The sequence below is a fragment of the Porphyromonadaceae bacterium W3.11 genome (assembly GCA_030434245.1).
Lineage (GTDB): Bacteria > Bacteroidota > Bacteroidia > Bacteroidales > Porphyromonadaceae > Porphyromonas_A.
In genome coordinates this window covers 192,104-215,965 of record JAUISX010000002.1, presented here as the reverse complement: position 1 = coordinate 215,965, position 23,862 = coordinate 192,104, and the positions used below count along the sequence as shown (strand labels likewise).

16 protein-coding genes are annotated in these 23,862 nt (G+C 40.9%); 11 read left to right on the top strand and 5 right to left on the bottom strand.

Annotation, left to right across the window (positions count from 1 at the left end; translation table 11 throughout):
- Positions 1-109: 109 nt before the first annotated feature.
- A complete protein-coding gene (locus QYZ87_03515; protein ID MDN4753598.1) occupies positions 110-1,252 on the bottom strand; it encodes an IS256 family transposase in 1,143 nt (380 codons plus the stop codon).
- A gap of 534 nt (positions 1,253-1,786) precedes the next feature.
- On the opposite strand from QYZ87_03515, the gene QYZ87_03510 reads away from it, so the two are divergent.
- From QYZ87_03510 to QYZ87_03460, 11 genes are all read left to right on the top strand, one after another.
- Positions 1,787-4,117: a TonB-dependent receptor gene (locus QYZ87_03510; protein ID MDN4753597.1), complete on the top strand. Its 2,331-nt coding sequence runs from the start codon at positions 1,787-1,789 to the stop codon at positions 4,115-4,117.
- 21 nt (positions 4,118-4,138) lie between these two features.
- Positions 4,139-5,242: a hypothetical protein gene (locus tag QYZ87_03505; protein MDN4753596.1), complete on the top strand. Its 1,104-nt coding sequence runs from the start codon at positions 4,139-4,141 to the stop codon at positions 5,240-5,242.
- Between the two features lie 560 nt (positions 5,243-5,802).
- Entirely contained in the window at positions 5,803-6,285 is a 483-nt protein-coding gene (locus QYZ87_03500) for a methylglyoxal synthase (GenBank protein MDN4753595.1), read from the top strand.
- Positions 6,286-6,297: 12 nt separating this feature from the next.
- Positions 6,298-7,536, top strand: coding sequence for a phosphatase PAP2 family protein (locus tag QYZ87_03495; GenBank protein ID MDN4753594.1), 1,239 nt, complete (start codon positions 6,298-6,300; stop codon positions 7,534-7,536).
- 10 nt (positions 7,537-7,546) lie between these two features.
- Entirely contained in the window at positions 7,547-10,174 is a 2,628-nt protein-coding gene (gene mutS, locus QYZ87_03490; protein MDN4753593.1) for a DNA mismatch repair protein MutS, read from the top strand.
- Positions 10,175-10,216: 42 nt separating this feature from the next.
- Positions 10,217-11,206, top strand: a complete 990-nt coding sequence (locus QYZ87_03485) for a polyprenyl synthetase family protein (GenBank protein ID MDN4753592.1) — start codon at positions 10,217-10,219, stop codon at positions 11,204-11,206.
- Between the two features lie 56 nt (positions 11,207-11,262).
- The gene (gpmA, locus tag QYZ87_03480) at positions 11,263-12,015 is read left to right on the top strand and encodes a 2,3-diphosphoglycerate-dependent phosphoglycerate mutase (GenBank protein MDN4753591.1); all 753 of its coding nucleotides are present in this window, start codon (positions 11,263-11,265) and stop codon (positions 12,013-12,015) included.
- A gap of 88 nt (positions 12,016-12,103) precedes the next feature.
- Positions 12,104-14,887 (top strand): DNA polymerase I, encoded by a 2,784-nt coding sequence (polA, locus tag QYZ87_03475; GenBank protein MDN4753590.1) that lies wholly within the window; start codon positions 12,104-12,106, stop codon positions 14,885-14,887.
- A 6-nt stretch (positions 14,888-14,893) separates the two neighbouring features.
- Entirely contained in the window at positions 14,894-15,631 is a 738-nt protein-coding gene (locus QYZ87_03470; protein MDN4753589.1) for a helix-hairpin-helix domain-containing protein, read from the top strand.
- Positions 15,632-15,763: 132 nt separating this feature from the next.
- Positions 15,764-16,747: a hypothetical protein gene (locus tag QYZ87_03465; protein ID MDN4753588.1), complete on the top strand. Its 984-nt coding sequence runs from the start codon at positions 15,764-15,766 to the stop codon at positions 16,745-16,747.
- A 683-nt stretch (positions 16,748-17,430) separates the two neighbouring features.
- Positions 17,431-18,624: a pyridoxal phosphate-dependent aminotransferase gene (locus QYZ87_03460; protein MDN4753587.1), complete on the top strand. Its 1,194-nt coding sequence runs from the start codon at positions 17,431-17,433 to the stop codon at positions 18,622-18,624.
- Positions 18,625-18,807: 183 nt separating this feature from the next.
- Here QYZ87_03460 and QYZ87_03455 read toward each other — a convergent pair whose 3' ends face one another.
- From QYZ87_03455 to QYZ87_03440, 4 genes are all read right to left on the bottom strand, one after another.
- Positions 18,808-18,957: a hypothetical protein gene (locus QYZ87_03455; GenBank protein MDN4753586.1), complete on the bottom strand. Its 150-nt coding sequence runs from the start codon at positions 18,955-18,957 to the stop codon at positions 18,808-18,810.
- A gap of 581 nt (positions 18,958-19,538) precedes the next feature.
- The gene (locus QYZ87_03450) at positions 19,539-20,681 is read right to left on the bottom strand and encodes an IS256 family transposase (GenBank protein ID MDN4753585.1); all 1,143 of its coding nucleotides are present in this window, start codon (positions 20,679-20,681) and stop codon (positions 19,539-19,541) included.
- A 188-nt stretch (positions 20,682-20,869) separates the two neighbouring features.
- Positions 20,870-22,207 (bottom strand): PL29 family lyase N-terminal domain-containing protein, encoded by a 1,338-nt coding sequence (locus tag QYZ87_03445; GenBank protein ID MDN4753584.1) that lies wholly within the window; start codon positions 22,205-22,207, stop codon positions 20,870-20,872.
- 19 nt (positions 22,208-22,226) lie between these two features.
- A complete protein-coding gene (locus tag QYZ87_03440) occupies positions 22,227-23,846 on the bottom strand; it encodes a leucine-rich repeat domain-containing protein (protein ID MDN4753583.1) in 1,620 nt (539 codons plus the stop codon).
- Positions 23,847-23,862: the final 16 nt, after the last annotated feature.

Here is a 23,862-nt window from a genome sequence, read left to right as displayed (position 1 = left end):
ACCAATAAAGAATTAAGGCAAGGCTGTCGTAGCACCGCGGAGACACCGCCTTGCCGTATTCTTTTAGGTTGATATCTTTGTGTTGGAAAATAAAGCACATTGTTGTTATTTACTTTTCATTGTTCTTCCTAAGTCCAAGAGTTAGATCTCCTATTCTTTTCTTCAGATAGTTTGCATTGATTGCAATACTACCTATCAAGTGTAGAGCGGATTCTACGCTAGGTAATGCACATTTATATCGAGCCCCTTTCTTTACCTGTCTATTGAAGCGTTCTATCCAGTTAGTACTATGAATGTACTTGCGAACACTGACGTCGTATTTTAGGTATGTGAAGTAATACTCTATCCTCTGACCGTTAGCTATTTTTGTGAGAAAAGGATAGCTCTTACGCCATCTGAACGCAAAGTTTTTAAAGCTCTCTAGGCCATCTAAAGGTGAGCTTCTTGAGCCGTCTTTACTAAAGACCTCCTGTAGATCACTTGCGATGGCTGACTTATCTCGAGGGCGTATCTTTCGAGTTATTTCTCGCTGTAGATGCACCGTGCAGAGCTGGACTTCCACTTCTGTAAAGTGCTCACGTGCAACCTCTTCAATGTTATTCAACCCGTCTGAAATGATTAGTCCTACCTCTTCGAGTCCTCGGCTTTTTAGATCCTCAAAAAACTCGCCCCAGATGCCGCTTCCCTCTGTTGGATTATTATAGACACCCACGATGTCTCGACGTCCTTCGCTATCTAAACTCATCACTACAAAAAATGCCTCCTTGCTCACACTTTCTCCTCTCCGTACAGGAAGATATGTAGCATCGATAACAAGTGCCTCTAAAGTCCTCGGTAGACGTCTTTGACGCCACTCTTCTACTGCTTCTTGGGTCGATAAGGAGAGACGATTGATTTGACTCGTACTATAACGTTTACCATACAAACGCTCGAATACTCCAGAGATATCCTCCATCGTATTACCGCAGCTATATAGATAACCTGCTAGTTCTCCCATCTCTTTCTCTTGATCTTTGAGAACGCCTAAAATCAAGGGCATGAAGCCCTGCTGTCGAGTTCGGGGTACTCGTAATTCTAGCATATTACCACTCGCAAAGATGCGACGGGGGCGGTATCCATTGCTCACATCGCCACTATCTTCTTTATACAGTTCCCTCTCCCCTTGCATCGCTATTTCGATGATTAACTCCATTAAACGACCAACTCCATTTGGCTCTGTCATCACGTTTGATAGAATTTCCTTAAATTGCATTTGTGTAAGTCTCATCTTCTTGTTTATCTTTTGTTTTTAACTTTTCAAAGATAACATTCTTGGGACTTACACACTTTTTGGGGACAGTATCATTAAATAAAAAACCTCTAGGAAAGAAGATGAAAAAGCGTACGAATAAAAATACGTATCCAAAACATTCCTCAAAAAAATTGCAATCATGCTCGCTCTATAGAATACCCTCCAGTAGTAAAGCAGCCCTCTAATATACTCTAGGCCCAAAGAAAGAATCCATAACAAAGATTATAAGATAAAATAACAGATAAGCACTCGTAAAATAATATTTGATAAAAAATAAAGCTAAATAATTTTCTTATATGTTTGTTTTTTTATAACTTTGCAAAACATGAATAAAAAGTCATTGCTAATAAGCAATGCTCATCATTAAATACTCTAATTTACTAACTTATATAGTGTAATATTTCATCATCGATATTACCTATGATTTGAAATCTTGCTTGGACATCCTGATTCCAGTGGGTTCAAAATGATTTCAAGGACCATACACATTGAGCTATGTTTACAAAAAGAAAACTGGCTATTAACACATTGATGTTAATCATCATGACTTTGGTTGGACAAAGCAGTTGCTTATTGCATGCACAGTCACCGAGCAAAGTCGTCATAATCCGTGATATTTATACACAAGATCCTATACCACAGGCCATTGTTTCTATAGGGAAGACTCGCTATAGCTCTGACGATAAGGGTAAGGTACTTCTGGATTTCTCTCGTGGTAACGAAATCGAGATAACCCATGTATCGTATGAGAGCCGAAAGATTAAGTCAATAGAACTGAAAGGTCAATCAACACCCAAGCAAATCTTCATCGACTTGTATCCCAAGAGCGAAACACTAAGCGAGGTTATCGTTACAAGTAAAAAAAATAGAAAAGTCTTAGCCATCAGCGAAAATCTATCTACTGAAGAGATCTCCAGTAATCTAGGTAATTCCTTGGCAGAAGCTATATCAAAGATAAAAGGAGTATCAATCCTTTCCACTGGACCCAATGCGTCCAAGCCGGTGATACACGGAATGCATAGCAATCGCGTGATGATTGTGAATAATGGGATACGACATGTTGGTCAAAACTGGGGAATAGAGCAAACACCAGAATTAGACTTCAGCATGGCAGGAAATGTCAGAGTGATTAAGGGTGCAGAAGTCGTCAAACATGGCTCTGGTGCTTTAGGTGGAGTGGTAGAGGTTGATGTGCCTCAGCTCCATTATCGGGAAGCCCCTATCGGTGGTAACTTAAGCACCTCATACGCTACTAATGGACGCTCCGTATTAGGGAAGGTTTCACTTCACGGAAGCATTAGTAATCACTGGGCATGGGAGCTTCAGACAGCTCTACAAAACACTGGAGATAAGCATACTGCAGATTATTTACTTAATAATACAGGTAGTAGAGTCATTAGTGGTACTGCACACATTGGTTACCAAAGCAAACGACTCTTCTCGGATCTGCTATTCTCATACTTTGATAATAAAGATGGTGGAATGTTGGCTTGGCAGATCGGTTCGGAATCACTCTTCCAAGAGCGTCTGAAAATAGGCCGTCCATCGCTAATATATCCCTTCACTAGAGATATCACCTATCCATACTCTCACATCAAGCACTTTCTGGCGACTCTGAAGAGTAGCTATATGCTCACGCCATCACAAAAGTTGATGCTAAACTTATCTCACCAAGTAAATATCCACAAAGACTATCAGAATCGCCGAAACTATAGGTCGTACGTCCCTGAGTTTAGCATGTTACTGAAGACTTCCGATGCACTCCTCACTTGGGATAACTACAACCTGTGGGGTAGCAGAATTGAGCTAGGTGCCGAACTTCAATTTTCGAGAAATGATAACCCTGAAGATACAGGGGTCACCCCTATGATTCCTAACTATGTAGAGTTCGTAACAAGTCTATTCGGATGGCAAAAAAAGCAGTGGAATAAGGTAACCATGGACTGGGGCATTCGCTGGGAAAATTATTTTAATTCAGCGGCTGGGTACGATTTTGCTGGTGATTACTATGATGGTGTCATTAAGCATAACTTACTCGGGGGGCAGATGGGTATATCCTATAAGCTTAGTGACCTCTTCTCCATCGTATCTGACATATCCATTCTACAAAGATCACCACACGTTTATGAGCGATATAGCTTAGGAGTGGATAAGGCTTCTGGTGTCTTCTCTAAGGGAAAACACGACTTAAAGCCTGAAACAGGATACAAATGGGTACTCTCTATAGAAGGGAATACAGATAAGTTGAGATGGTCTGTAGAGGGATTTCTACAGTATGTTGATGGTTACATATATCAAGCGACCAATAGAAAGAGATTCACAACACAAGCAGGTACATTCCCTATCTTTGATTACCGACAAGAAAATTCACTATTCAGAGGCATTGACGCTAAGTTTGGCTGGGATATTCTCGGAAAGAAACTTTATTATGGAGCCCAATGCGGTGTGACCGTAGGCGTTACCAAGTCCAAGTTATATGTCCCTAACGTGGCACCACTACGTTTCCGCCAATGGATCCAATCAGAGCAACATCTAAATGTTGGTGACGGGTTGACTCTCTCGGCAGATCTAGAGCATATCTATTGTGCTAAACAGCACAACTTTTCACCAGAAATGGATTTAGTGGACTTTACACCACCTGCATACCATCTTGTCAATATGTCCCTTTGTGGGACATACCAACTCCCAAAGAAGCAAACGTTGGCACTTCAGGTCACTGCTGAAAACCTGCTTAACAAACTATACAAAGATTATACAAATAGATTTAGATACTATTTTCACGACCTTGGTCGTAATGTCAAATTGCGATTAACATGGTCATTTTAATTCATTTAATAAATACCATTTATGAAATCATTTTTTAAAACAAACCTATGGTACATCGCTGCAACAATCATCGTAGCCCTTGTACTTGCTTCATGCGGTCAGAAAAATAATGACCCACTGAAACCAACCCCTCCAAAAGAACAGACCGAGAATAAGCTTCACGAAGATCCATACAAGGCTGAATTTATTCTCCAAGAATGCCATACCCATGGACCTACAACATGGCACGGGAATGGTAACATGGAAGAAACTAAGTTCTTCACAACTTCTCAGAAAATAACTTATGTCCTTGATAAGGAACACGGTTGGGGACCTGCTGAGGATAGCCCTAAAAGCTTTAAAGTTAAATGCGGTACAGACTTCCATAAAGATATACCAGAACAACCATCAAGTCCATTTTATACACTTGTCATCAAGTACTATAATAAGGCTGGTGAAGAAATTACTAACCAATTCCTAACCAATGGACAGGAGAAAATCCATCAGCACTTCTTCATTCCACAGGCTAAAAGTGTCAGAGAATGGACAGCTGAAGGAACTGGTGAAGCTCTAAAAATCCCTAAGGATAAAGATGGTGCACTAGATATCATGCAATATATCTACTTGGATACTGATCCTTGGAATGGTAGTTGGGCTAATAAGGAGCCAGAAGATATTAAACTGATTGGTGAAAAAGATCCAAGAGGATTTAAGGGTGTTTTAAGATTTAATAACTTCGAGGATGTAAAAGAGCTAGCAGGCAAGTTCTACGAACTTGATGTAGAAATCGCTCTTATGCACTCAAGAACAAGTAAGTTTGACCCTAAGAAAACTCTTTCAAAGACAGAGACTCCATCTCCAGCAAAAGCACCAAGTAAGGAGCAAAGAGGTACTGACTTCTGGGATTTGAATACTAATGTTCACTTCATTGTATACTGTAGCCCTGACGAGACTCTTGAAACTTCTGTGTATAATGAAGAAGATGAGGAGATAGCACCAAAATTTGACCAACTTGAAGACGATGCTGAAAAAGATTTCATTAAACGTATGGCAAAGGCTTGGGAAATCACTCTTGATCAAGCTACATATGATGCATTCTATTGCCTATGGGGAACTTCTGCTGGTCACGTAGATCCTAATATCTAATGTAATAAATTGTATTCATTAACTAAATAGTTAAGCCCCACAACCTGTGATTAGTTGTGGGGCTTTTTCTTTACCTAGATTACCTGTAAATACTATGTCATTTGAAAAAACTTAAAGCTCCGTTGTAAATCAAATAAATATAAAGCTATAAAGTATTGGTATAAAGAGGGTAATAAAAAGTATCAAACGCCATACCATTATATCTATTTTGGAAAATTAATAGCTGGAAAAATTTTAGTTATATAAAAGAGAAAAGCTTCTCATATCAAAAATATTTTTTTCGTATGAGAAGAAGAAATGTTTCATATATGAAGAATCTCGCCTCAGTATCTTCATGTGTCTTCTTCTAAAAAATACTATTCATTTGATCCCCTATAATGCACCTAACAAAGAGTATCAGATTAAGGCAACAAAACTAGTAGAAATAAGTTATATAGATACCGAAAGGCTATTCTTATACCTAACTCATGACTATAAAGTAGGGCTATCTGGATTAGTGACGCAAAATGATTATCTTTGTATATAAGTAACATTTTTAAAATTTTGGAGGATTATAAGTGATGAATAAGCTAACAATAGCCCTTGTGGCACACGATTATAGAAAAGTAGATATGGTGGAGTGGGCTCTTCATAATGTTCAATTTCTGAGTAAACATAATATTGTTTGCACAGGAACAACAGGTGCTATGATACAGCGTGCCTTCAAATCTCGGGGATATGACATTGATATTGATTGTAAAAATAGCGGTCCTCTCGGTGGAGATGCTGAGATTGCAGCCATGGTAGTACGTCAGGAGGTTAATTTGGCCATATTCCTTATGGATGACCTCAATGCACTACCTCACGAAGCAGACATACATATGTTGCTTCGTCAATGCCGTATTCATAATGTGCCCATCGCTTGCAATAGGTATAGTGCCGACCTTATGGTTACTAGCTCTATGTGGGAGGAGGACTATGTGCCTACACCTCCGCAATATATCAAATTTGATAGAGAAGAGTTTGAGAAATCCATGAAGCAATACGAGGACGATAAGGCTTAAATTTCAACTTATATGCGAAAGCTAATATCTCTACTTTTTATAACACTATTCTTCACAACTGCTTCTAAGGCCCAAGAAGCCGACAGCTTACGTCACCATACATGGTCTCAAGAGCGACCCACGTGGGTGGATCGAACTCCACTAGAAACAGCTGTGGGAGTTATGATCCCGATAGTAGCTTTTGATCTAGTCCATTTAAAGCAAGACCATGCTGTTAGGAGCATCCGCCAGCAATACATACCCTCATACCATAATAGGCTTGACGACTTTGTGACACCCGTTCCGCTACTTGCTGTATGGGGAATGAGGCTTGCAGGCATTGAAGGACGCAGCAACAGTCATTTAGAAGCACTCTCAGCTCAGGGACTATCTGTAGGACTTTCTACAGGGATAGCATTCGCTGGCAAAGAGTTAATCAAGCGACATAGACCTCAGGATAATTCTGATGATTATGCTTTTCCTTCGGCTCATACTGCCACAGCCTTTACATTTGCTACTATTCTTGACGCAGAGTATGGTGCAGAATACCCATGGATATCAGCCATCGGATATACACTGGCCAGCGGTGTAGGGATAGCTCGTGTGGCTAATGATAGGCATTGGGCTACAGATGTAGTTACTGGGGCTGGGGTAGGCGTTTTTTCAGCTTATGTAGGTTATTTGATAAATGACTTGATATGGGGTAGGGGCTTAGAACGTTTTGAACTAGATTATTATAGAGAGGATTGGCAATCGCCATACTTCCTTACGGTCCAAAAGGGCTTTAACTCCCTCTTATCAAAGACCTCTGGATATGAGGCTTCTGGACTGGGTAATACCATAGGTATAATGGCTAGAGTCCCGCTATACAAGCGATTAGGTGTCCGTCTATCAGGAGATATACACACGAGTAATAACGACCTTCAGCCCAGAGAGTATCTTCATGGATATTCTGTAATGGTTGGAGCCGATTTTATGCAAGGCTTTTGGGGTGGACGACTATGGTTGGATGGTAACTTATCCATCGGTTACCTTTCTGAAATAAGACTATCAGAAGGATTGAAGAGTAGAAGTAACTCCATCCCTTTCGTATCTCCTGGTGCTGTCGGTAGAGTCGGGATTGGGGCTACACTACTAACGGCTAATCACTTCGCAGTACAGCTAAGTAGTGGCTATAATTACGCACCCGTGTCACGCTCTTATAGCCGTACAAACAAAAGGGGGTTGAGTGGGATTGATTTTGGATTAGGGATGACTTACGTAATTCATTGATAAGTATAGGATGGCTAGTAAAGTATCAGAAACGCCAATGATGGCTCAGTATAAAAAGTTTAAGAAAACGTACCCTGATGCTATTTTGCTCTTCAGGGTAGGGGACTTTTACGAGACATTCGGTGAAGATGCTATCAAAGCATCCAACTTATTGGGCATCACCCTTACTAAGAGATCCAATGGAGGGGCTAGTAATGTACCACTTGCAGGCTTTCCTCACCATGCTCTTGACACCTACCTACCTAAGCTTGTAAGGCAGGGCAAGAGAGTGGCTATCTGCGATCAGATAGAAGATCCTAAGCTCACAAAGAAATTAGTGAAGCGTGCAGTTACGGAGGTGGTGACTCCAGGACTGACGATGGATGACAATGTACTTGAGGCTAATGCTAATAACTTCCTAGCAGCAATAGTATTAGGTGGGGGCAAAGCGGGTGTAAGTTTGCTGGACCTTTCAACGGGAGAGTTTGCGACAAGCGAAGGAACGGTTAGCGATATAGATAAGTTGATCACTAACTTTCAGCCAAAAGAGGTCCTTATAAAGCGGGGCACCGAAATAGAGATACAGCAGCGTTTTGGTGATAAGCTAAATCTCTTTCCCCTAGAGGACTGGGTCTTCACTGAGGATTATGGTAAGGAACGACTGATTAAGCATTTTGAGGTACATCATCTTAAGGGCTTTGGTATAGACCGAAATCCTCTCTCCATTATCTCCGCTGGGGCTATCCTTTATTATCTGGAAGCGACCCACCACTCTGAGATAAAGCACATCACAGCCTTGAGGAAGATAGAGGAGAATAAGTATGTACAGCTAGATCGCTTCACTCTCCGTAATCTGGAGATCCTTCAACCTCTCTCAGAAGAAGGTGTCACCCTGATTAACATCATGGATGATACACTCACCCCTATGGGTGGTCGACTATTGAAGCGGTGGATGGTCTTTCCATTACTAGATGCCAATGAGATCAAAAAGCGTCAATCTGCTGTAAAGACTTTTCTGGCACAAAAAGACTTACGAATAAACCTCAGAGAGTTACTAAGCGAAGTAGGGGATATGGAGCGATTGGCAAGTAAGGTCGCAGTCAATCGTATCAATCCTCGTGAGCTAAGACAAGTAGCACTAGGACTAAGGGCTATTCATCCTATTATGCAAATGCTACTCTCTGCCGAAGAGAATGACGTGAAAGAGCTAGGGCTAGCCCTAGACCCATGCGAGGAGTTGGCGGAGAAGATTGAGAAGAGCATTGACGAAGATACTCCTATCCAACTGGGTAAGGGGAAAGTAATTGCTAAGGGTGTTAATAGTAAATTAGACGAACTGCGTGAAATAGTAGGAGGGGGAAAGGAATACCTCGTACAGTTGAGGAATAGAGAAAGTGAAGCCACAGGGATTCCTAGCCTAAAAATAGCATTCAATAATGTTTTTGGATACTACATCGAGGTCACCAATGCACATAAGGACAAAGTCCCTGAAGAATGGATTCGGAAGCAGACACTCGTCTCTGCAGAGCGATACATCACTCCTGAACTTAAGGAATATGAGCAGAAGATACTAGGGGCTGAGGAGAAGATACAAGTCCTCGAGAACGAACTATACCAGCAGTTGATGGCATTTGTTCTAACCTATATCACGGTACTCCAGAGTAATGCCTCGAAGCTTTCGGAGATAGATGTTCTGCTTAGCTTTGCTACAACAGCAGAGAATTACTCCTATAAGTGTCCTACTGTAGATAATAGTGATATCATAGATATCAAGGATGGCCGTCACCCAGTGATAGAGAAGTTGATGCCTCCAGGCGAACAGTACATACCTAACGATACTTACTTAGATACCAAGGAGCAGCAGATCATCGTCATCACAGGACCAAATATGAGTGGTAAGTCAGCTTTGCTTAGGCAGACCGCACTCATCACCCTCCTAGCTCAGATAGGGAGTTTTGTACCTGCAACATCAGCTCGTATAGGCATTGTAGATCGAATATTTACGAGAGTAGGGGCTACGGATAATATCTCGAGAGGAGAGAGTACTTTCATGGTAGAGATGACAGAATCAGCTGCTATCCTAAATGGCTTGACTGGTAAGAGTCTGATCCTTATAGACGAACTCGGGCGTGGTACTAGCACGTACGATGGTATCTCCATCGCTAGAGCTATTGTAGAGTATCTTCATGAACATCCTGTAGGAAAGGCGAAGACCCTTTTTGCTACGCACTACCACGAACTTAATGAATTGGAAGGGCTCTATCCAAGGGTAAAAAACTATAACGTATCAGTTAATGAATGTGACGGGAAAGTGATATTCCTAAGAAAACTGGTCCGTGGAGGCAGTGAACATAGCTTTGGTATCCACGTAGCTAAATTAGCTGGTATGCCGAAGGAGATTATAGATAGGGCTGAGAACATACTTAGTGAGTTGGAAAGCCAAAGGGTAAGGATAGAAACTTCAGAGGTGGAAAATCAACCATCACAGAAAAAGAAAGAAGGACCGATGCAACTCAGTTTCTTTCAGCTTGATGACCCTTTGCTATCAGAGGTAAGAGAAGAGATTCTTGGACTAGACATCAATGGACTGACACCATTAGAAGCATTAAATAAACTGAATAGTATTAAAAGGCTTTTGACTGGAGGGAAAGATGAATAATAAATATGCTGAAAGAGCTAACTATATTAGAGATAAAGGGCTATGAGTAAAAATGATTCCCTAATGGCAATGGTTCCAGAACCTATCCGTGATGGAATGGTACGCTTTGATGAGATTTTTTATGAATCTCTCAATAGTGTCTCTCCTACATTAAAGAAAGCTATTGACTTACTAAAAAGAGGAGAAGGCAAGAGGATTCGTCCCCTACTATTAATGCTTGTGGGTGGATCATTTGCCCCAATAACAGACCAACTCATCAATGGTAGTGTATTTATAGAGATGTTTCATATCTCTACACTTATTCACGATGATGTGGTGGACGAAAGTTATCTTCGCCGTGGGGTGCCCTCTATGAATGCTATATTTGGCAATCGTAAGGCCATTCTTATCGGTGATTACGTCTTATCCTCTGCGATGATCCAAGCGATGATGACCAATAACAAAGAGGTTGTGACTCAATTGATATCGCTCGGCAAATTACTATCAGAAGGGGAGATATTCCAAATGGATGTCGCTGAATTGGGTAATTTTTCTGAGGAAAATTACTATAAAATAGTACGGCGTAAGACCTCATCTCTCATCAAAGCAAGTATGCAGATTGGGGCTTCTCTATCCGGAGTAGAAGACGAAGAGACGAAGGAGAGCATCGGAGAAGCTGGCGAATTACTAGGTATAGCTTTTCAGATCAGGGATGATATATTCGACTTTCTACCTACTAAAAATCTTGGGAAGCCTGCGGGTCAGGACGTGATGGAGCATAAAGTAACCTTGCCATTAATTTATGCACTTAGTGACAATGATAGTGAGGCGGAGAAAGTGAAAAAATTACTTCGCCACAGAGATCTAAAAAGCAAAGAGATTAATTATATCATTGACTTCACGATACGAAAAGGGGGAATAGAGTATGCCGAAAGGATAATGAAGGAAAAAATTGATGCGGCTAAAGAAATACTCACAAAGGTTATACCTGATGGGGAGAATAAAGTTGCGATGTTACAGATAGCCGACTACATTGGGTATAGAAAAAAATAAAGACATAGGAGAATAATTAGATTTTTGACAAAATATATATTTAAAATTAACAAGGTATGAAAAGATTGGTACTCATTAGACACGGTCAGAGTCAGTGGAATTTAGAGAATAGATTTACAGGCTGGACTGATGTGGATTTAACAGAACAAGGCAAAAACGAAGCCATCAAAGCAGGTCAGCAACTTAAGAAAGAAGGGTTTCACTTCACAAAAGCATATACTAGCTATCTGAAGCGTGCCATTAAGACCCTTAATCTCGTCCTAGATCAGATGGATTTGGATTGGATTCCTGTAGAGAAAGATTGGAGATTGAACGAGAAGCATTATGGTACTCTTCAAGGACTAAATAAAGCAGAGACGGCTAAGAAGTATGGTGACGAGCAGGTACTTGTCTGGAGAAGAAGCTTCGACGTACCACCAGCAGCTCTTGAGGAAGATGATGAGCGTTCTCCATATATGGATGTAAGATATGCGGGTATTGATAAATCTCAATTACCACTTACTGAGAGCCTCAAAGAAACTATCGAACGACTCCTTCCATACTGGGAGAATAACATTTTCCCAAGTCTTAAGGAACACGATGATGTCATTGTAGCAGCTCACGGTAATAGCCTGCGTGCTATCGTGAAGGAACTGAAGGGTATCTCTGACGATGATATCGTATCTCTTAATATTCCTACGGGTATCCCTTATGTTTTTGAATTCGATGAAAAGGATGGTATGAAGTTGGTTAAGGACTACTTCATCGGTGATCCTGAGGAAATCAAAAAACTGATGGATGCTGTAGCTAACCAAGCTAAAGCAAAGTGATTATATCCATCTAATATAACAGACTGTAGGTACTCTGATAGGAGAGAAAACTCTTCTATCGAAGTACCTTTTTTTGAAAAACCAAATTATGAGCCAAAAGATATATCTTCTAGATGCTTACGCACTAATATACCGCGGTTATTACGCCCTTATACGTACACCTAGGATTAATTCTAAAAAACAAGATACTACCGCCATATTCGGCTTTCTCAATACCTTTGAGGAGATAGTGAGGAGAGCTGGAGATAACAAGGTAGCGGTCGTCTTTGACCCCCCTGGTGGCTCCTTTAGGGATAAGATGTTCGAAGATTATAAGGCTCAGAGAGAAAAGACACCCGAACCGATAAGTTTTGGGATTCCATACATCAAGAAAATCATAGAGGCTTACGGGGTCAAGATATATGAAGTACCAGGTTATGAAGCAGATGATGTCATCGGGACTATAGCTCATAAAATTGCTAATGAAGACTCTAAAGCAAACGTATATATGATCACTCCGGATAAGGATTATGGCCAACTCGTCACAGACCAAATCCATATCCTACGACCTGAAAAGGGGGCGATCTTCAATGAGCTTGGCCCTAAGGAGGTGGCAGAGAAGCATGAATTAACTAGTGCGGAGCAAGTTATTGACTTCCTCGCATTGGTAGGAGATACTGCTGATAATGTACCAGGGGTAGCTAACATCGGTCCAAAAACAGCATCGAAGCTACTGAATAAGTATAATAATATTGAGGGTATCTATGAAAATATAGATCATATCAAGGGGAAACAAAAGGAAAATCTAATTGCGGGCAAAGAACAGCTAAAGCTCTCTAGAGAGTTAGTGGTAATTGAGAAAAATGTACCCATGGACTTTGATGTCAATGAGATGGAGAAGAAACCCATGGACTACCAAAAACTTGTAGATCTATACGAGGAACTGGAATTTAGAAGCAAGTTAAGTAAGTTAGTGCCTACAGAGACAAATGAGGCTCCTAAAGGACCTATGTCTCTCTTTGATCAAACATTTGAAACCACAGATGAGGAGACTACAGCATTAGAAAGTAGTTATGATTCACTTGATAATATCCCTAAGAAATACCATTTACTAACGACTTCCGAAGAAATAGAAGACTTAGCGAAGGAATTGGAGAAAGTATCATATTTTGCATTCGATACGGAGACAGACTCATTAGATGCTATGAGCTGTGGCATCGTAGGGATATCCTTTTCGACAGATAAGAACTTAGCTTGGTACATTCCTCTTTCAGAACTACCTATGGAGGCAACACAGCAATTGGCCCCTTTTAGGAAGCTCTTTGCTGATGGATCTATCCTGAAGATTGGTCAGAATGTTAAGTTTGATCTCAAAGTTATCTCCCGATTTGGTATAAAAGCGGTCGGTCCATTCTGGGATACGATGATAGCACATTACCTCATCAATCCTGAACTACGCCACGGAATGGATGCGATGGCAGAAAGTTATCTTAATTATAAGACGGTCCCCATCACTGAATTAATTGGCTCGAAGGGTAAAAAGCAATTAAGCATGCGACAGGTACCACCTGAGGAGGTTTCTCCGTATGCTTGTGAAGATGCGGACATCACTCTACAGCTTTACCATAAACTACGACCTATCCTAGAGGAAGACGGGCTGGATAACCTCTTCTACAACCTAGAAATGCCCCTTATGGAGGTGTTATTAGAGATGGAACAGGTGGGCGTTAAGCTAAATGCCAAAACACTTAATGATGCCACTGAAGAACTCAATGCAGAATTAATCTCATTAGAAAAAAAGATACACGAAGTGGTTGGTGGGATCCCTTTCAATATCAACTCTCCAAAAGAGGTAGGTGATATCCTATTCGAGCACTTACAGCTATCCGAAAAGCCTAAGAAAACGAAGACGGGGCAGTTCAGTACCAATGAAGAAGAACTACAAAAGATTGCTGACCGCCATCCTGTGGTCAATATGATTTTACGTTACAGAGGTATCCGCAAGCTGGTCAATACTTATATAGAACCTCTTCCTACACTGATTAATCCTCAGACTGGGAGGATTCATACTACCTATAACCAGACCATAACAGCCACTGGTAGGCTCTCAAGTACCGATCCTAACCTACAAAATATACCTGTACGGGATGAGGATGGTAAACAAATTCGAAAAGCATTTACTGCACTGGTACCTGGGGACATATACCTATCAGCAGATTATTCTCAAATTGAATTGAGATTAATGGCTCACTTCTCCAAAGATCCTCACATGATAGAGGCCTTTAATTCGGGAAAAGATATACATACCTCTACCGCTGCCAAAATATACCATATCTCAGAAGACGAAGTAACCTCAGAACTCCGTCGTAGAGCAAAAACGGCTAATTTTGGTATCATCTATGGCATCTCTGCCTTTGGACTGGCTAATCGCTTAACGATCCCAAGAGGAGAGGCGAATGACCTTATTAAAGGCTATTTTGAAGGTTTTCCTGGCGTTAAGGAGTATATGGAAAATATAAAAGAAGAGGCTAAAAAGATGGGATATGTAGATACCATCATGGGCCGTCGTAGATACCTCAAGGACATCAATAGTCAAAATTCAGTAGTTAGGGGCTATGCTGAACGTAATGCTATCAATGCTCCATTACAAGGATCCGCCGCCGACATCATTAAGATGGCAATGGTTAATATCCAAAGAAGATTAAAAAAGGAAGGTCTGAAAACGAAGATGATCTTACAGGTGCATGACGAACTCAATTTTTCAGTACCTACAGAAGAACTAGAGATAGTAAAGGTTTTAGTCCGAGATGAGATGGAAAATGTTTGTCCTGATCTTCTAGTCCCTCTAACTGTAGATATAGGAATCGGAGATAATTGGTTGGAGGCTCATTAATGGGTTATGCATCGGTTATGGTCTATATTCCTGATACTTTTGTTTCTTGGAACAAGTGCTTTTGCCCAAGAAACAAAAGATATTACCGCCATATTAGACGAAATTGAGGAAGAGGAAGATTTAGAGATCATAGCTGAGCAATTGGAGTACCTTATAAATCATCCAATAAATCTGAATGAGGCTACATCCGAAGAACTTACTCGCATTCCTTTCTTTGATGATTTTTTCGTTAGAAACTTACTCTTATACCGCTCGAGGGTCGGAAAAATTAATTCAATCTACGAACTGAAGAATGTTCAAGGTGCTCCTATAAATAAACTTCGTATTATAGAGCCCCTTTTGATTGTTGATCATACCTATTCCGATAATGATGGAGTACACCAAGATCTATATGTAGGATCTGAGATTTTACTTCCTCAATACGATACTCCATATAAAAATATAGGGATAGGACTTAAGTATGAGGGAAAGATAGATGCTAGACATAGGTGGGGTTTGGTATTGGGAAAGGATAGAGGTGAGCCTTGGCTACCCATCAGAAAGGGTGGGGTAGATCATATTTCATTTAGTTATCAAAACCAAAATAATAATGGATTACAAATTACTCTTGGGGATTATAAAGTCACTACAGGAGTAGGCATACTTATGGGGCAAAGCCTCAGCTACTTTTCTAATGCCGAAACGTCCTCTACCACTTCATCTATTAGTAATAAAATAATTCGTCCACACATTTCTTTTCGTTAATATAACTACTTAAGAGGGGCTGCGATAGGCACAGACATCAATAATTTATTCAATGTTCATGTATTCTATGGCATCGAGAATATTGATGCACGCATCAGAAAGGGTAGGGTCATTACTACCTACAGTGGTGGAATGCACCGAAGCAAAAGTGAACGTAAATACAGAAACACTGCATTTATAAGAACTCTAGGAACTAATATATCCTTTCAGACAGAGCTCTTACAGATAGGATTAACTTCTCTTCTTCAGAGATACTTCGACCACTCTCGCTATACTTTACATCCCCCTCATGATGCAGAACTGCATAACACTTCACTCTACTTTCAATACCTATCAAGCCATTTCAAGGTATATGGGGAGAGCCTCCTCAAACCATCAGATAGGATAGCTTCAATAGTTGGAGCCAGCTACTATAATGAACAGATAGGGACCCTCAGCATCATTGGGAGGTATCTAGCTCCCAATTACTACACCATATATGGTTATCCTGACAGTCACTACTCATCTCATCAAAATGAAAAAGGAATCAAATTAATGTGGAAGGGCGAATTGGGCTACTGGTGGAGTGGCTCACTCTACCTCGATGTATTCCAAAAGATAAAGAGCATAGGAGGGAAAGAGAATTCACCAGGATATGTCCTTACAGCCAAAACCCATTACTCATTTAATAATACTCAGCTACTCAGCAGACTTAGGTGGATTAACCTACCCCATCAATTACCTAGAACTACCTTCAAAATTAATATTCACCAACCACTTACCTCAAAATTGAGATTGAAAGGTGGTACCAACCTTATATATAGTAATAAGAATAAAGTAGATTGGGGCATATTTACACGACTCTTATATGAAAATTCACACGATCTAAAAGCAGAGCTAGGAGTTCAGTACTTTACACTTACAGACGGAATAATTCGCTCTGATAATCCCAGTATGACCTGCCGATACTATGCCCCTATGCTTAGAGGAAGAGGTGTTCGTACTACAGCTGCCTTACGCTATCCTATTAATAGAAACATAAAGATACAGGCACGAACATCATTTACTTTCTATTCCAAATTACCAACAAACCCCATCCCCTCTCTTCTCGATATTTGTGCTTCAATTAAGCTCTAAAAAAAGTTATCCACACTCTCTATCATCTTTTATTATATTTATGAGTTGAAAAGGGGTAGATAGTATGTACATAAGCTCATAAACCCAAAATAGATAGAGATAGTTATGTGTGTTGATACTGTTGAAAAGACTTTTCATAACCTTAAGTTACGACGATAATAGAAAAGTTATAAAATGTTCCATGCACACTATATCAACACCAAGATAATAGACTATATATAGTATTGTTGATAACTATTATACCCCATGTGGATAACTAAAATAGAGTTAGTGTAAAACTATTTTATTGTTGATATACCGTGCATAAGTTTTTCATAACTCACACCCTAAATATTTGGAAATGTCGAAGTAAAAATTAGTATCAATTAGTTTGAGTATACCAAATTATTTAAGCTAAAGTTATTAACTATTTATACACATCATTTCAACACTATATTAACACCTCCTTAACTCCTCTAATTTATGAGCTATCTAGGTCCATTTTAGTCCCTCTTTATAAAAGACCTTTATAATCATGACTAAGATGAATGACTCTCAAATTACATTTAGGTAATAAGAACATTGTTATATTGAAATTCATGGCTTATATCTTACATATTATATAGAAATAAATAGCTATATTAGGGGCGTAATAAGTTGGTCAATAAGTGCCAGATGTATTAACTATTAAAGGTATATAAAGAATGGAAAAATTAGCAGACCGTATCAATCGGTTACAACCATCTGCGACTCTAGCTATGTCGCAAAAGAGCTCTGAACTTAAGGCTCAAGGAGTAGATATTATCAACCTATCTGTGGGAGAGCCAGATTTCCCAACTCCTCAGAACATTAAGGATGCAGGTAAGAAAGCTATAGATGATAACATTACAACATACTCTCCAGTTCCTGGATATGCTAACCTTAAAGACGCTATCGTAAAGAAACTAAAGAGAGATAATGGTCTTGATTACAAGGCTTCAGAGATTATCGTCTCTAATGGTGCTAAGCAAAGTGTATGTAATGCGGTTATGGCCGTTGTAAATGACGGTGATGAAGTCATTGTACCTGCTCCATATTGGGTTAGCTACCCACAAATGGTACTCCTAGCTGGTGGTACTCCTGTATTCATTGAAGCTAAGTTGGAAGCTGAGTTTAAGATTACTCCAGACCAGTTAGAGAAGGCTATTACACCTAAGACACGAGCTATTATCCTTTGTTCTCCAAGTAACCCTACTGGTTCGGTATATACTCAGGATGAACTTGATGCTCTTGCTGAGGTGATTAAGCGTCATCCTAATATGTTGGTTATCGCTGACGAAATCTATGAGCATATTAACTATACTGGATCACACGCTTCTATAGCAAAGACAGAAGGTATGCGTGACCGTACCATCATCATCAATGGAGTCTCTAAGGCTTATGCGATGACAGGATGGAGAATTGGCTTCATGGCTGCTCCTGAATACCTAGTTAAGGGCTGTAATAAGCTTCAGGGACAATACACTTCAGGACCATGCTCTATCAGTCAGGTAGCTGCTGTAGAGGCTTTTGAAGGACCACAGGATAGCGTAGCAGAGATGCGTGTAGCTTTCGAGCGTCGTCGTGACCTTATCGTGAAGCTAGCTAAGGAAATTGAGGGCTTTGAGGTCAATGTACCACAAGGTGCCTTCTACCTATTCCCAAAATGTAGTTCATTCTTCGGAAAGTCTGATGGTACTACTACTATCAATAACAGTACTGACTTTGCTCTATATCTATTAGATAAGGCACACGTGGCTACTGTAGGTGGTGATGCATTTGGTTCTCCTGAGTGCTTCCGTATGAGCTATGCTACTAGCGATGAGAACATCGTAGAAGCTCTTCGCCGTATCAAAGAGGCTGTGAGTAATCTAAAATAATTCAATCGCTTACATAGAGCTTTCAAATATTGCTATCTAGTAATATTCGAAACAAGAACAAAGAGTAAAAACAAGAAGGAAGCAAACACAACACCTCTGATTGTGTTTGCTTCCTTTGTATTTGCTTTTCTCTCACACCACTGCACAAGTGGCTCCGAGCTTTCATGCTTATACCTGTTTGAATTACACCAAATATTCTGTATAGCCATTGGGCTTCGTCTTGTCTTGTAGACTTGCTACTGGCGACATGTACTTCAGCTCTGCTTCTTTCTCTTCTTCCGAGCGATTCGCCTCGCGGTCATCTGCAACTAAGATGAATGTTTCACACAACATTTTTTCATACGAAATTATGGTCGTCCTTAAGAATAAAATGCACTAATCAATTATAGAGACTTTTGCAGAATGACAGTCTGCTTTGTTTACAATAACGTAAGTTTAATGTAAACTCTTTAGGATAGGAGTAGAATGAATTTTGCTCTAATCAAAAAACATTTCTTGACTAATGAACAAGAAATCGTTGACTAATAAAAAAATATTTGCTGAGACGTGGCAGATGGGAAGTGCTTCGTTACTTTCGGCATTCGGGTTGAAACGTGCACCCTGTGCAATCAAATGAAAAACACCACTCAAATTGAGTAAACAAAAGCTCTAAATAAAGGAAAAAGAGAAGGAAAACAATAGACCTTTCCGCCGAGTGCAGTCCGCAAAACAGGTAGTGTCCCCAAAAGTGTGTACGGCAGAATGCGTCTCTGAAAAGCAAACCTACATATTTTTTCGCTTTGTTTTCCATAAACATTAAAGATAGACCAATAAAGAATTAAGGCAAGGCTGTCGTAGCACCGCGGAGACACCGCCTTGCCGTATTCTTTTAGGTTGATATCTTTGTGTTGGAAAATAAAGCACATTGTTGTTATTTACTTTTCATTGTTCTTCCTAAGTCCAAGAGTTAGATCTCCTATTCTTTTCTTCAGATAGTTTGCATTGATTGCAATACTACCTATCAAGTGTAGAGCGGATTCTACGCTAGGTAATGCACATTTATATCGAGCCCCTTTCTTTACCTGTCTATTGAAGCGTTCTATCCAGTTAGTACTATGAATGTACTTGCGAACACTGACGTCGTATTTTAGGTATGTGAAGTAATACTCTATCCTCTGACCGTTAGCTATTTTTGTGAGAAAAGGATAGCTCTTACGCCATCTGAACGCAAAGTTTTTAAAGCTCTCTAGGCCATCTAAAGGTGAGCTTCTTGAGCCGTCTTTACTAAAGACCTCCTGTAGATCACTTGCGATGGCTGACTTATCTCGAGGGCGTATCTTTCGAGTTATTTCTCGCTGTAGATGCACCGTGCAGAGCTGGACTTCCACTTCTGTAAAGTGCTCACGTGCAACCTCTTCAATGTTATTCAACCCGTCTGAAATGATTAGTCCTACCTCTTCGAGTCCTCGGCTTTTTAGATCCTCAAAAAACTCGCCCCAGATGCCGCTTCCCTCTGTTGGATTATTATAGACACCCACGATGTCTCGACGTCCTTCGCTATCTAAACTCATCACTACAAAAAATGCCTCCTTGCTCACACTTTCTCCTCTCCGTACAGGAAGATATGTAGCATCGATAACAAGTGCCTCTAAAGTCCTCGGTAGACGTCTTTGACGCCACTCTTCTACTGCTTCTTGGGTCGATAAGGAGAGACGATTGATTTGACTCGTACTATAACGTTTACCATACAAACGCTCGAATACTCCAGAGATATCCTCCATCGTATTACCGCAGCTATATAGATAACCTGCTAGTTCTCCCATCTCTTTCTCTTGATCTTTGAGAACGCCTAAAATCAAGGGCATGAAGCCCTGCTGTCGAGTTCGGGGTACTCGTAATTCTAGCATATTACCACTCGCAAAGATGCGACGGGAGCGGTATCCATTGCTCACATCGCCACTATCTTCTTTATACAGTTCCCTCTCCCCTTGCATCGCTATTTCGATGATTAACTCCATTAAACGGCCAACTCCATTTGGCTCTGTCATCACGTTTGATAGAATTTCCTTAAATTGCATTTGTGTAAGTCTCATCTTCTTGTTTATCTTTTGTTTTTAACTTTTCAAAGATAACATTCTTGGGACTTACACACTTTTTGGGGACAGTATCGTGATAACAAATAAAAGCCCCTTGAGAGTTGTCAATAGCACTCTCAAGGGGCATACTTACCACATCCTAATAATATGCTGGCTTGAAGAAATGATTATTAATTAGCAGACTCAAATAGTCTTACAGGCCTTGAGAGTTGGTCTGTGTAATTATCACCATTTACGTAAGCTCTAGCATAGTCAAAAACCATGCAATATACTTGATCAGATCCATTTGCAGTAGAAGAAAGGTACTCTCCACTTGACCCCGAAAAACTGGAACCCCATTCCTTGTGTATCTTACCTGCAGCAGGGAGAACACGTACAACCTTGCCCTTAGCTCCCTCCCAGAAGGCTGTTTTTGTAATGTCAGCAAGCTTGATATCTGGCTGGTCACCAACGTAGCAGGCGGTTATTTTAAGCACCCTTAAACTATCATATTCGGTGTATTCATATAGCCAAGCAGACATCAAGTCTGTTCCTTTGTAGCGGAGTGCATAAGTTTTATTATGTTTTGTAGTTTTGTAATCATTGGTAGACTCAATAGTCTTGCCATTTACCATTACAGTCTCAGGGAGGTCATAGTCAATCTCCCCACCTTTATCCCAATCAAAATAGATACACTCTTCTACAGGTACCACGGCGAGCCACTCTTCCTTGGATGGCATGTGATAGGTCTTCCCATCGATTTCTACTGTCTTAAACTTTTCTACCGCCTCTTCAAAGCTAAAGAAACCACACTTGTCATACTCGTGAGAGGTAGTAAATCCATTTCCCTCAGTGTTGACGTTGAATTCTGCTACGTTCTCCAAAGGTAATCTTGGATGATTAGGTGTGTCAGGAGCCTCTGCAGCATTGATAGGGAGCTTGAAGGTTTGCCCATTGTACTGGATGATAACCACACCATCCTTTTCGGTGATGTCTAAGTCTGCAGTACCATCTTGCCCGACTGCTTTCACAGGCTTGCCATCAGCGCCCATGATGGATTGCCATAGCTTGCCACCATCCATGCTCACCTCCCAGTAGCCATCAGCATCCACTCTAAACTGAGGTGTAGCAGTCTCCGCTCCATCCTCTCCTTCGGCTCTTACCTTCTGATTATCAGCATCCCGAAGCCAGTCGTCATCAATGGTCCAGTATAGCTTACCATCCTCATCCTTTTTTACCCCTACTGTGGGTTTTGTGCCATTCTTAAGGGTAATAGTTTTTCCACCGCCCATCACCAGCTCATATCCGCTTCCATCAGGTAGTGCTTTGTAGGATTTGATGCTGGATGACTCTATCAAGGTCTTTAGATTTTGCACTTCCTTATTTACATTGTTCGAGAGTGCCTCCAATGTTTTGAGTCGCTTATCGTGGTCATCGAGGCGACTGTAAATATCGTCTAAGTTTGTACACGCTGTAAAAAGCGATACAGACAATAGAATTAATAATAAGACAAAATAATTTCTTTTCATACTTCTAAATTAAAAATGATTATATAATCTCTTCTATATCTTCGGTTCCTGGTTCGCCTATTTCTAATATTTTCCCAAACTTATCCCTGTGCTTCCATTTTTCGTAAGTGGGTTTAGCACCTTGGGGGACAACTAATACGGCGATTTTCTTGATGCCCAATTCGCCCTTCAGGAGAGGTGGCTCGGCACCCACATGGAGTATGCCCCACTCCTCCATTCGTACGCACTTCTCAAAAGCTTTATCCCCAATCTCTTTGAGGTGTGGTGCTGAGACTAAGGAGAGCATCCTACAGTAGTAGAAGGCTCTTTCGCCTATTACCTCAATTGAGGGAGTCCGCTTCATCTCGGAGAGCATCGATCTACACTCTGCAAAGGCATAAGGACCAATGAACTTTAGTTTCGCCATTTCTACCCTATATAGGTTGGGGGCTGCGTAAAAGGCACGTTCTCCCACCTTTACTACGCCATTGGCAGTGATGCTGGAGAAGTCGGTTCCCGCAGCATTCGCAAAGGCTTTGTCACCAATCTCATTGAAGTACTCGGGGATGACAACCTTCCATGCGTATCCTTTTGCTATATCGGTAACTCCTATGATTTTTCGACCTTCTGCTGCAAGTCCCTCTGGCGGTGGCACCACATCTTCAATTAGCTCTCCATTGATGCTACTAAAGCCATTCTCGACAGCCCAGTTTTCAAAGCTATCAATATCCACACCCGAAGGAGTGAGTAGGTTTTTGTCTTCTTTCGTATCCTGAAAGGGAGATTCTGCTCCTACTACGGGTAGCTCGGCACCTATCTCTAGTGATTGAAGTGCTGCACAACCAGCAAAGGCTCCATTGCCAATAGCTTTTATTTGAGGGAGAGTTACCTCCTTAAGGGTGGTGCATGCAGAAAAGGAGAAGTTACCCACCTTTTCTACCTTGGGAAGCGCTACTTTACTTAGTGATGTAGCTCCAAGAAAAGCATTGTCACCAATAGTTTCAGCAGCCGGAAAATCTATCGTAGTCAAGTGCGGCGTCTTTGCAAAAGCACGTGCTCCAATAGTTTTCACCCGATTCCCCTTGATGCTCTTCAACTCAGTGTACCCATCAAAGACCCCTTCGGCGATTGCCACGACAGCATCGTCCAGAACCACTTCTCCACCATTGACCTTAGTCAAGGGGTAGGCGAGTAATTTGCCTTTAGATGTTATCACAAATCCAGTTATACTCTGACCATTGATGGCTTCGAAGCCACACCGCTTTGCCCAAGCGAGGAGAACCTCCTCTATCGTGGTGGGTATTATGAGTTCTTTGTCATCGGGTGTGCCCCTGAATGCCATGGCATCCACTTTGGGTAAGTGGGGAGTCTGAAGGACTACCTTTTTCAATTGTCCACACCCATCAAATGCACCATTCTTTATCTGCTCTATACCTTGTAAGGAGAGCTCCTTCAGACGATCGCAGTCTCTGAATGCTCCAGTAGCAATCACCCGAATATCTTTTGATAGCTCTACTCTTCCAGTGTTAGATATGATGGTGTTGGGATAGTGTAGTAATATTCCATCCTCCACCTCTTCCTGTGGCTTAGAAGGAGAGCAGTAAGCAAACATTAGTGCAAGCAGACAGAGGAGCAACCACCGCAAACTTTTTTTCATCATCTCCATCGTTCCAAAC

Bases quoted from the DNA above. Each gene is read 5' to 3' on its own strand.
- QYZ87_03515 (MDN4753598.1), bottom strand. From the start codon at position 1,252: ATGCAATTTAAGGAAATTCTATCAAACGTGATGACAGAGCCAAATGGA.
- QYZ87_03510 (MDN4753597.1), top strand. From the start codon at position 1,787: ATGTTTACAAAAAGAAAACTGGCTATTAACACATTGATGTTAATCATC.
- QYZ87_03505 (MDN4753596.1), top strand. From the start codon at position 4,139: ATGAAATCATTTTTTAAAACAAACCTATGGTACATCGCTGCAACAATC.
- QYZ87_03500 (MDN4753595.1), top strand. From the start codon at position 5,803: ATGAATAAGCTAACAATAGCCCTTGTGGCACACGATTATAGAAAAGTA.
- QYZ87_03495 (MDN4753594.1), top strand. From the start codon at position 6,298: ATGCGAAAGCTAATATCTCTACTTTTTATAACACTATTCTTCACAACT.
- mutS (MDN4753593.1), top strand. From the start codon at position 7,547: ATGGCTAGTAAAGTATCAGAAACGCCAATGATGGCTCAGTATAAAAAG.
- QYZ87_03485 (MDN4753592.1), top strand. From the start codon at position 10,217: ATGAGTAAAAATGATTCCCTAATGGCAATGGTTCCAGAACCTATCCGT.
- gpmA (MDN4753591.1), top strand. From the start codon at position 11,263: ATGAAAAGATTGGTACTCATTAGACACGGTCAGAGTCAGTGGAATTTA.
- polA (MDN4753590.1), top strand. From the start codon at position 12,104: ATGAGCCAAAAGATATATCTTCTAGATGCTTACGCACTAATATACCGC.
- QYZ87_03470 (MDN4753589.1), top strand. From the start codon at position 14,894: ATGCATCGGTTATGGTCTATATTCCTGATACTTTTGTTTCTTGGAACA.
- QYZ87_03465 (MDN4753588.1), top strand. From the start codon at position 15,764: ATGCACCGAAGCAAAAGTGAACGTAAATACAGAAACACTGCATTTATA.
- QYZ87_03460 (MDN4753587.1), top strand. From the start codon at position 17,431: ATGGAAAAATTAGCAGACCGTATCAATCGGTTACAACCATCTGCGACT.
- QYZ87_03455 (MDN4753586.1), bottom strand. From the start codon at position 18,957: ATGTTGTGTGAAACATTCATCTTAGTTGCAGATGACCGCGAGGCGAAT.
- QYZ87_03450 (MDN4753585.1), bottom strand. From the start codon at position 20,681: ATGCAATTTAAGGAAATTCTATCAAACGTGATGACAGAGCCAAATGGA.
- QYZ87_03445 (MDN4753584.1), bottom strand. From the start codon at position 22,207: ATGAAAAGAAATTATTTTGTCTTATTATTAATTCTATTGTCTGTATCG.
- QYZ87_03440 (MDN4753583.1), bottom strand. From the start codon at position 23,846: ATGATGAAAAAAAGTTTGCGGTGGTTGCTCCTCTGTCTGCTTGCACTA.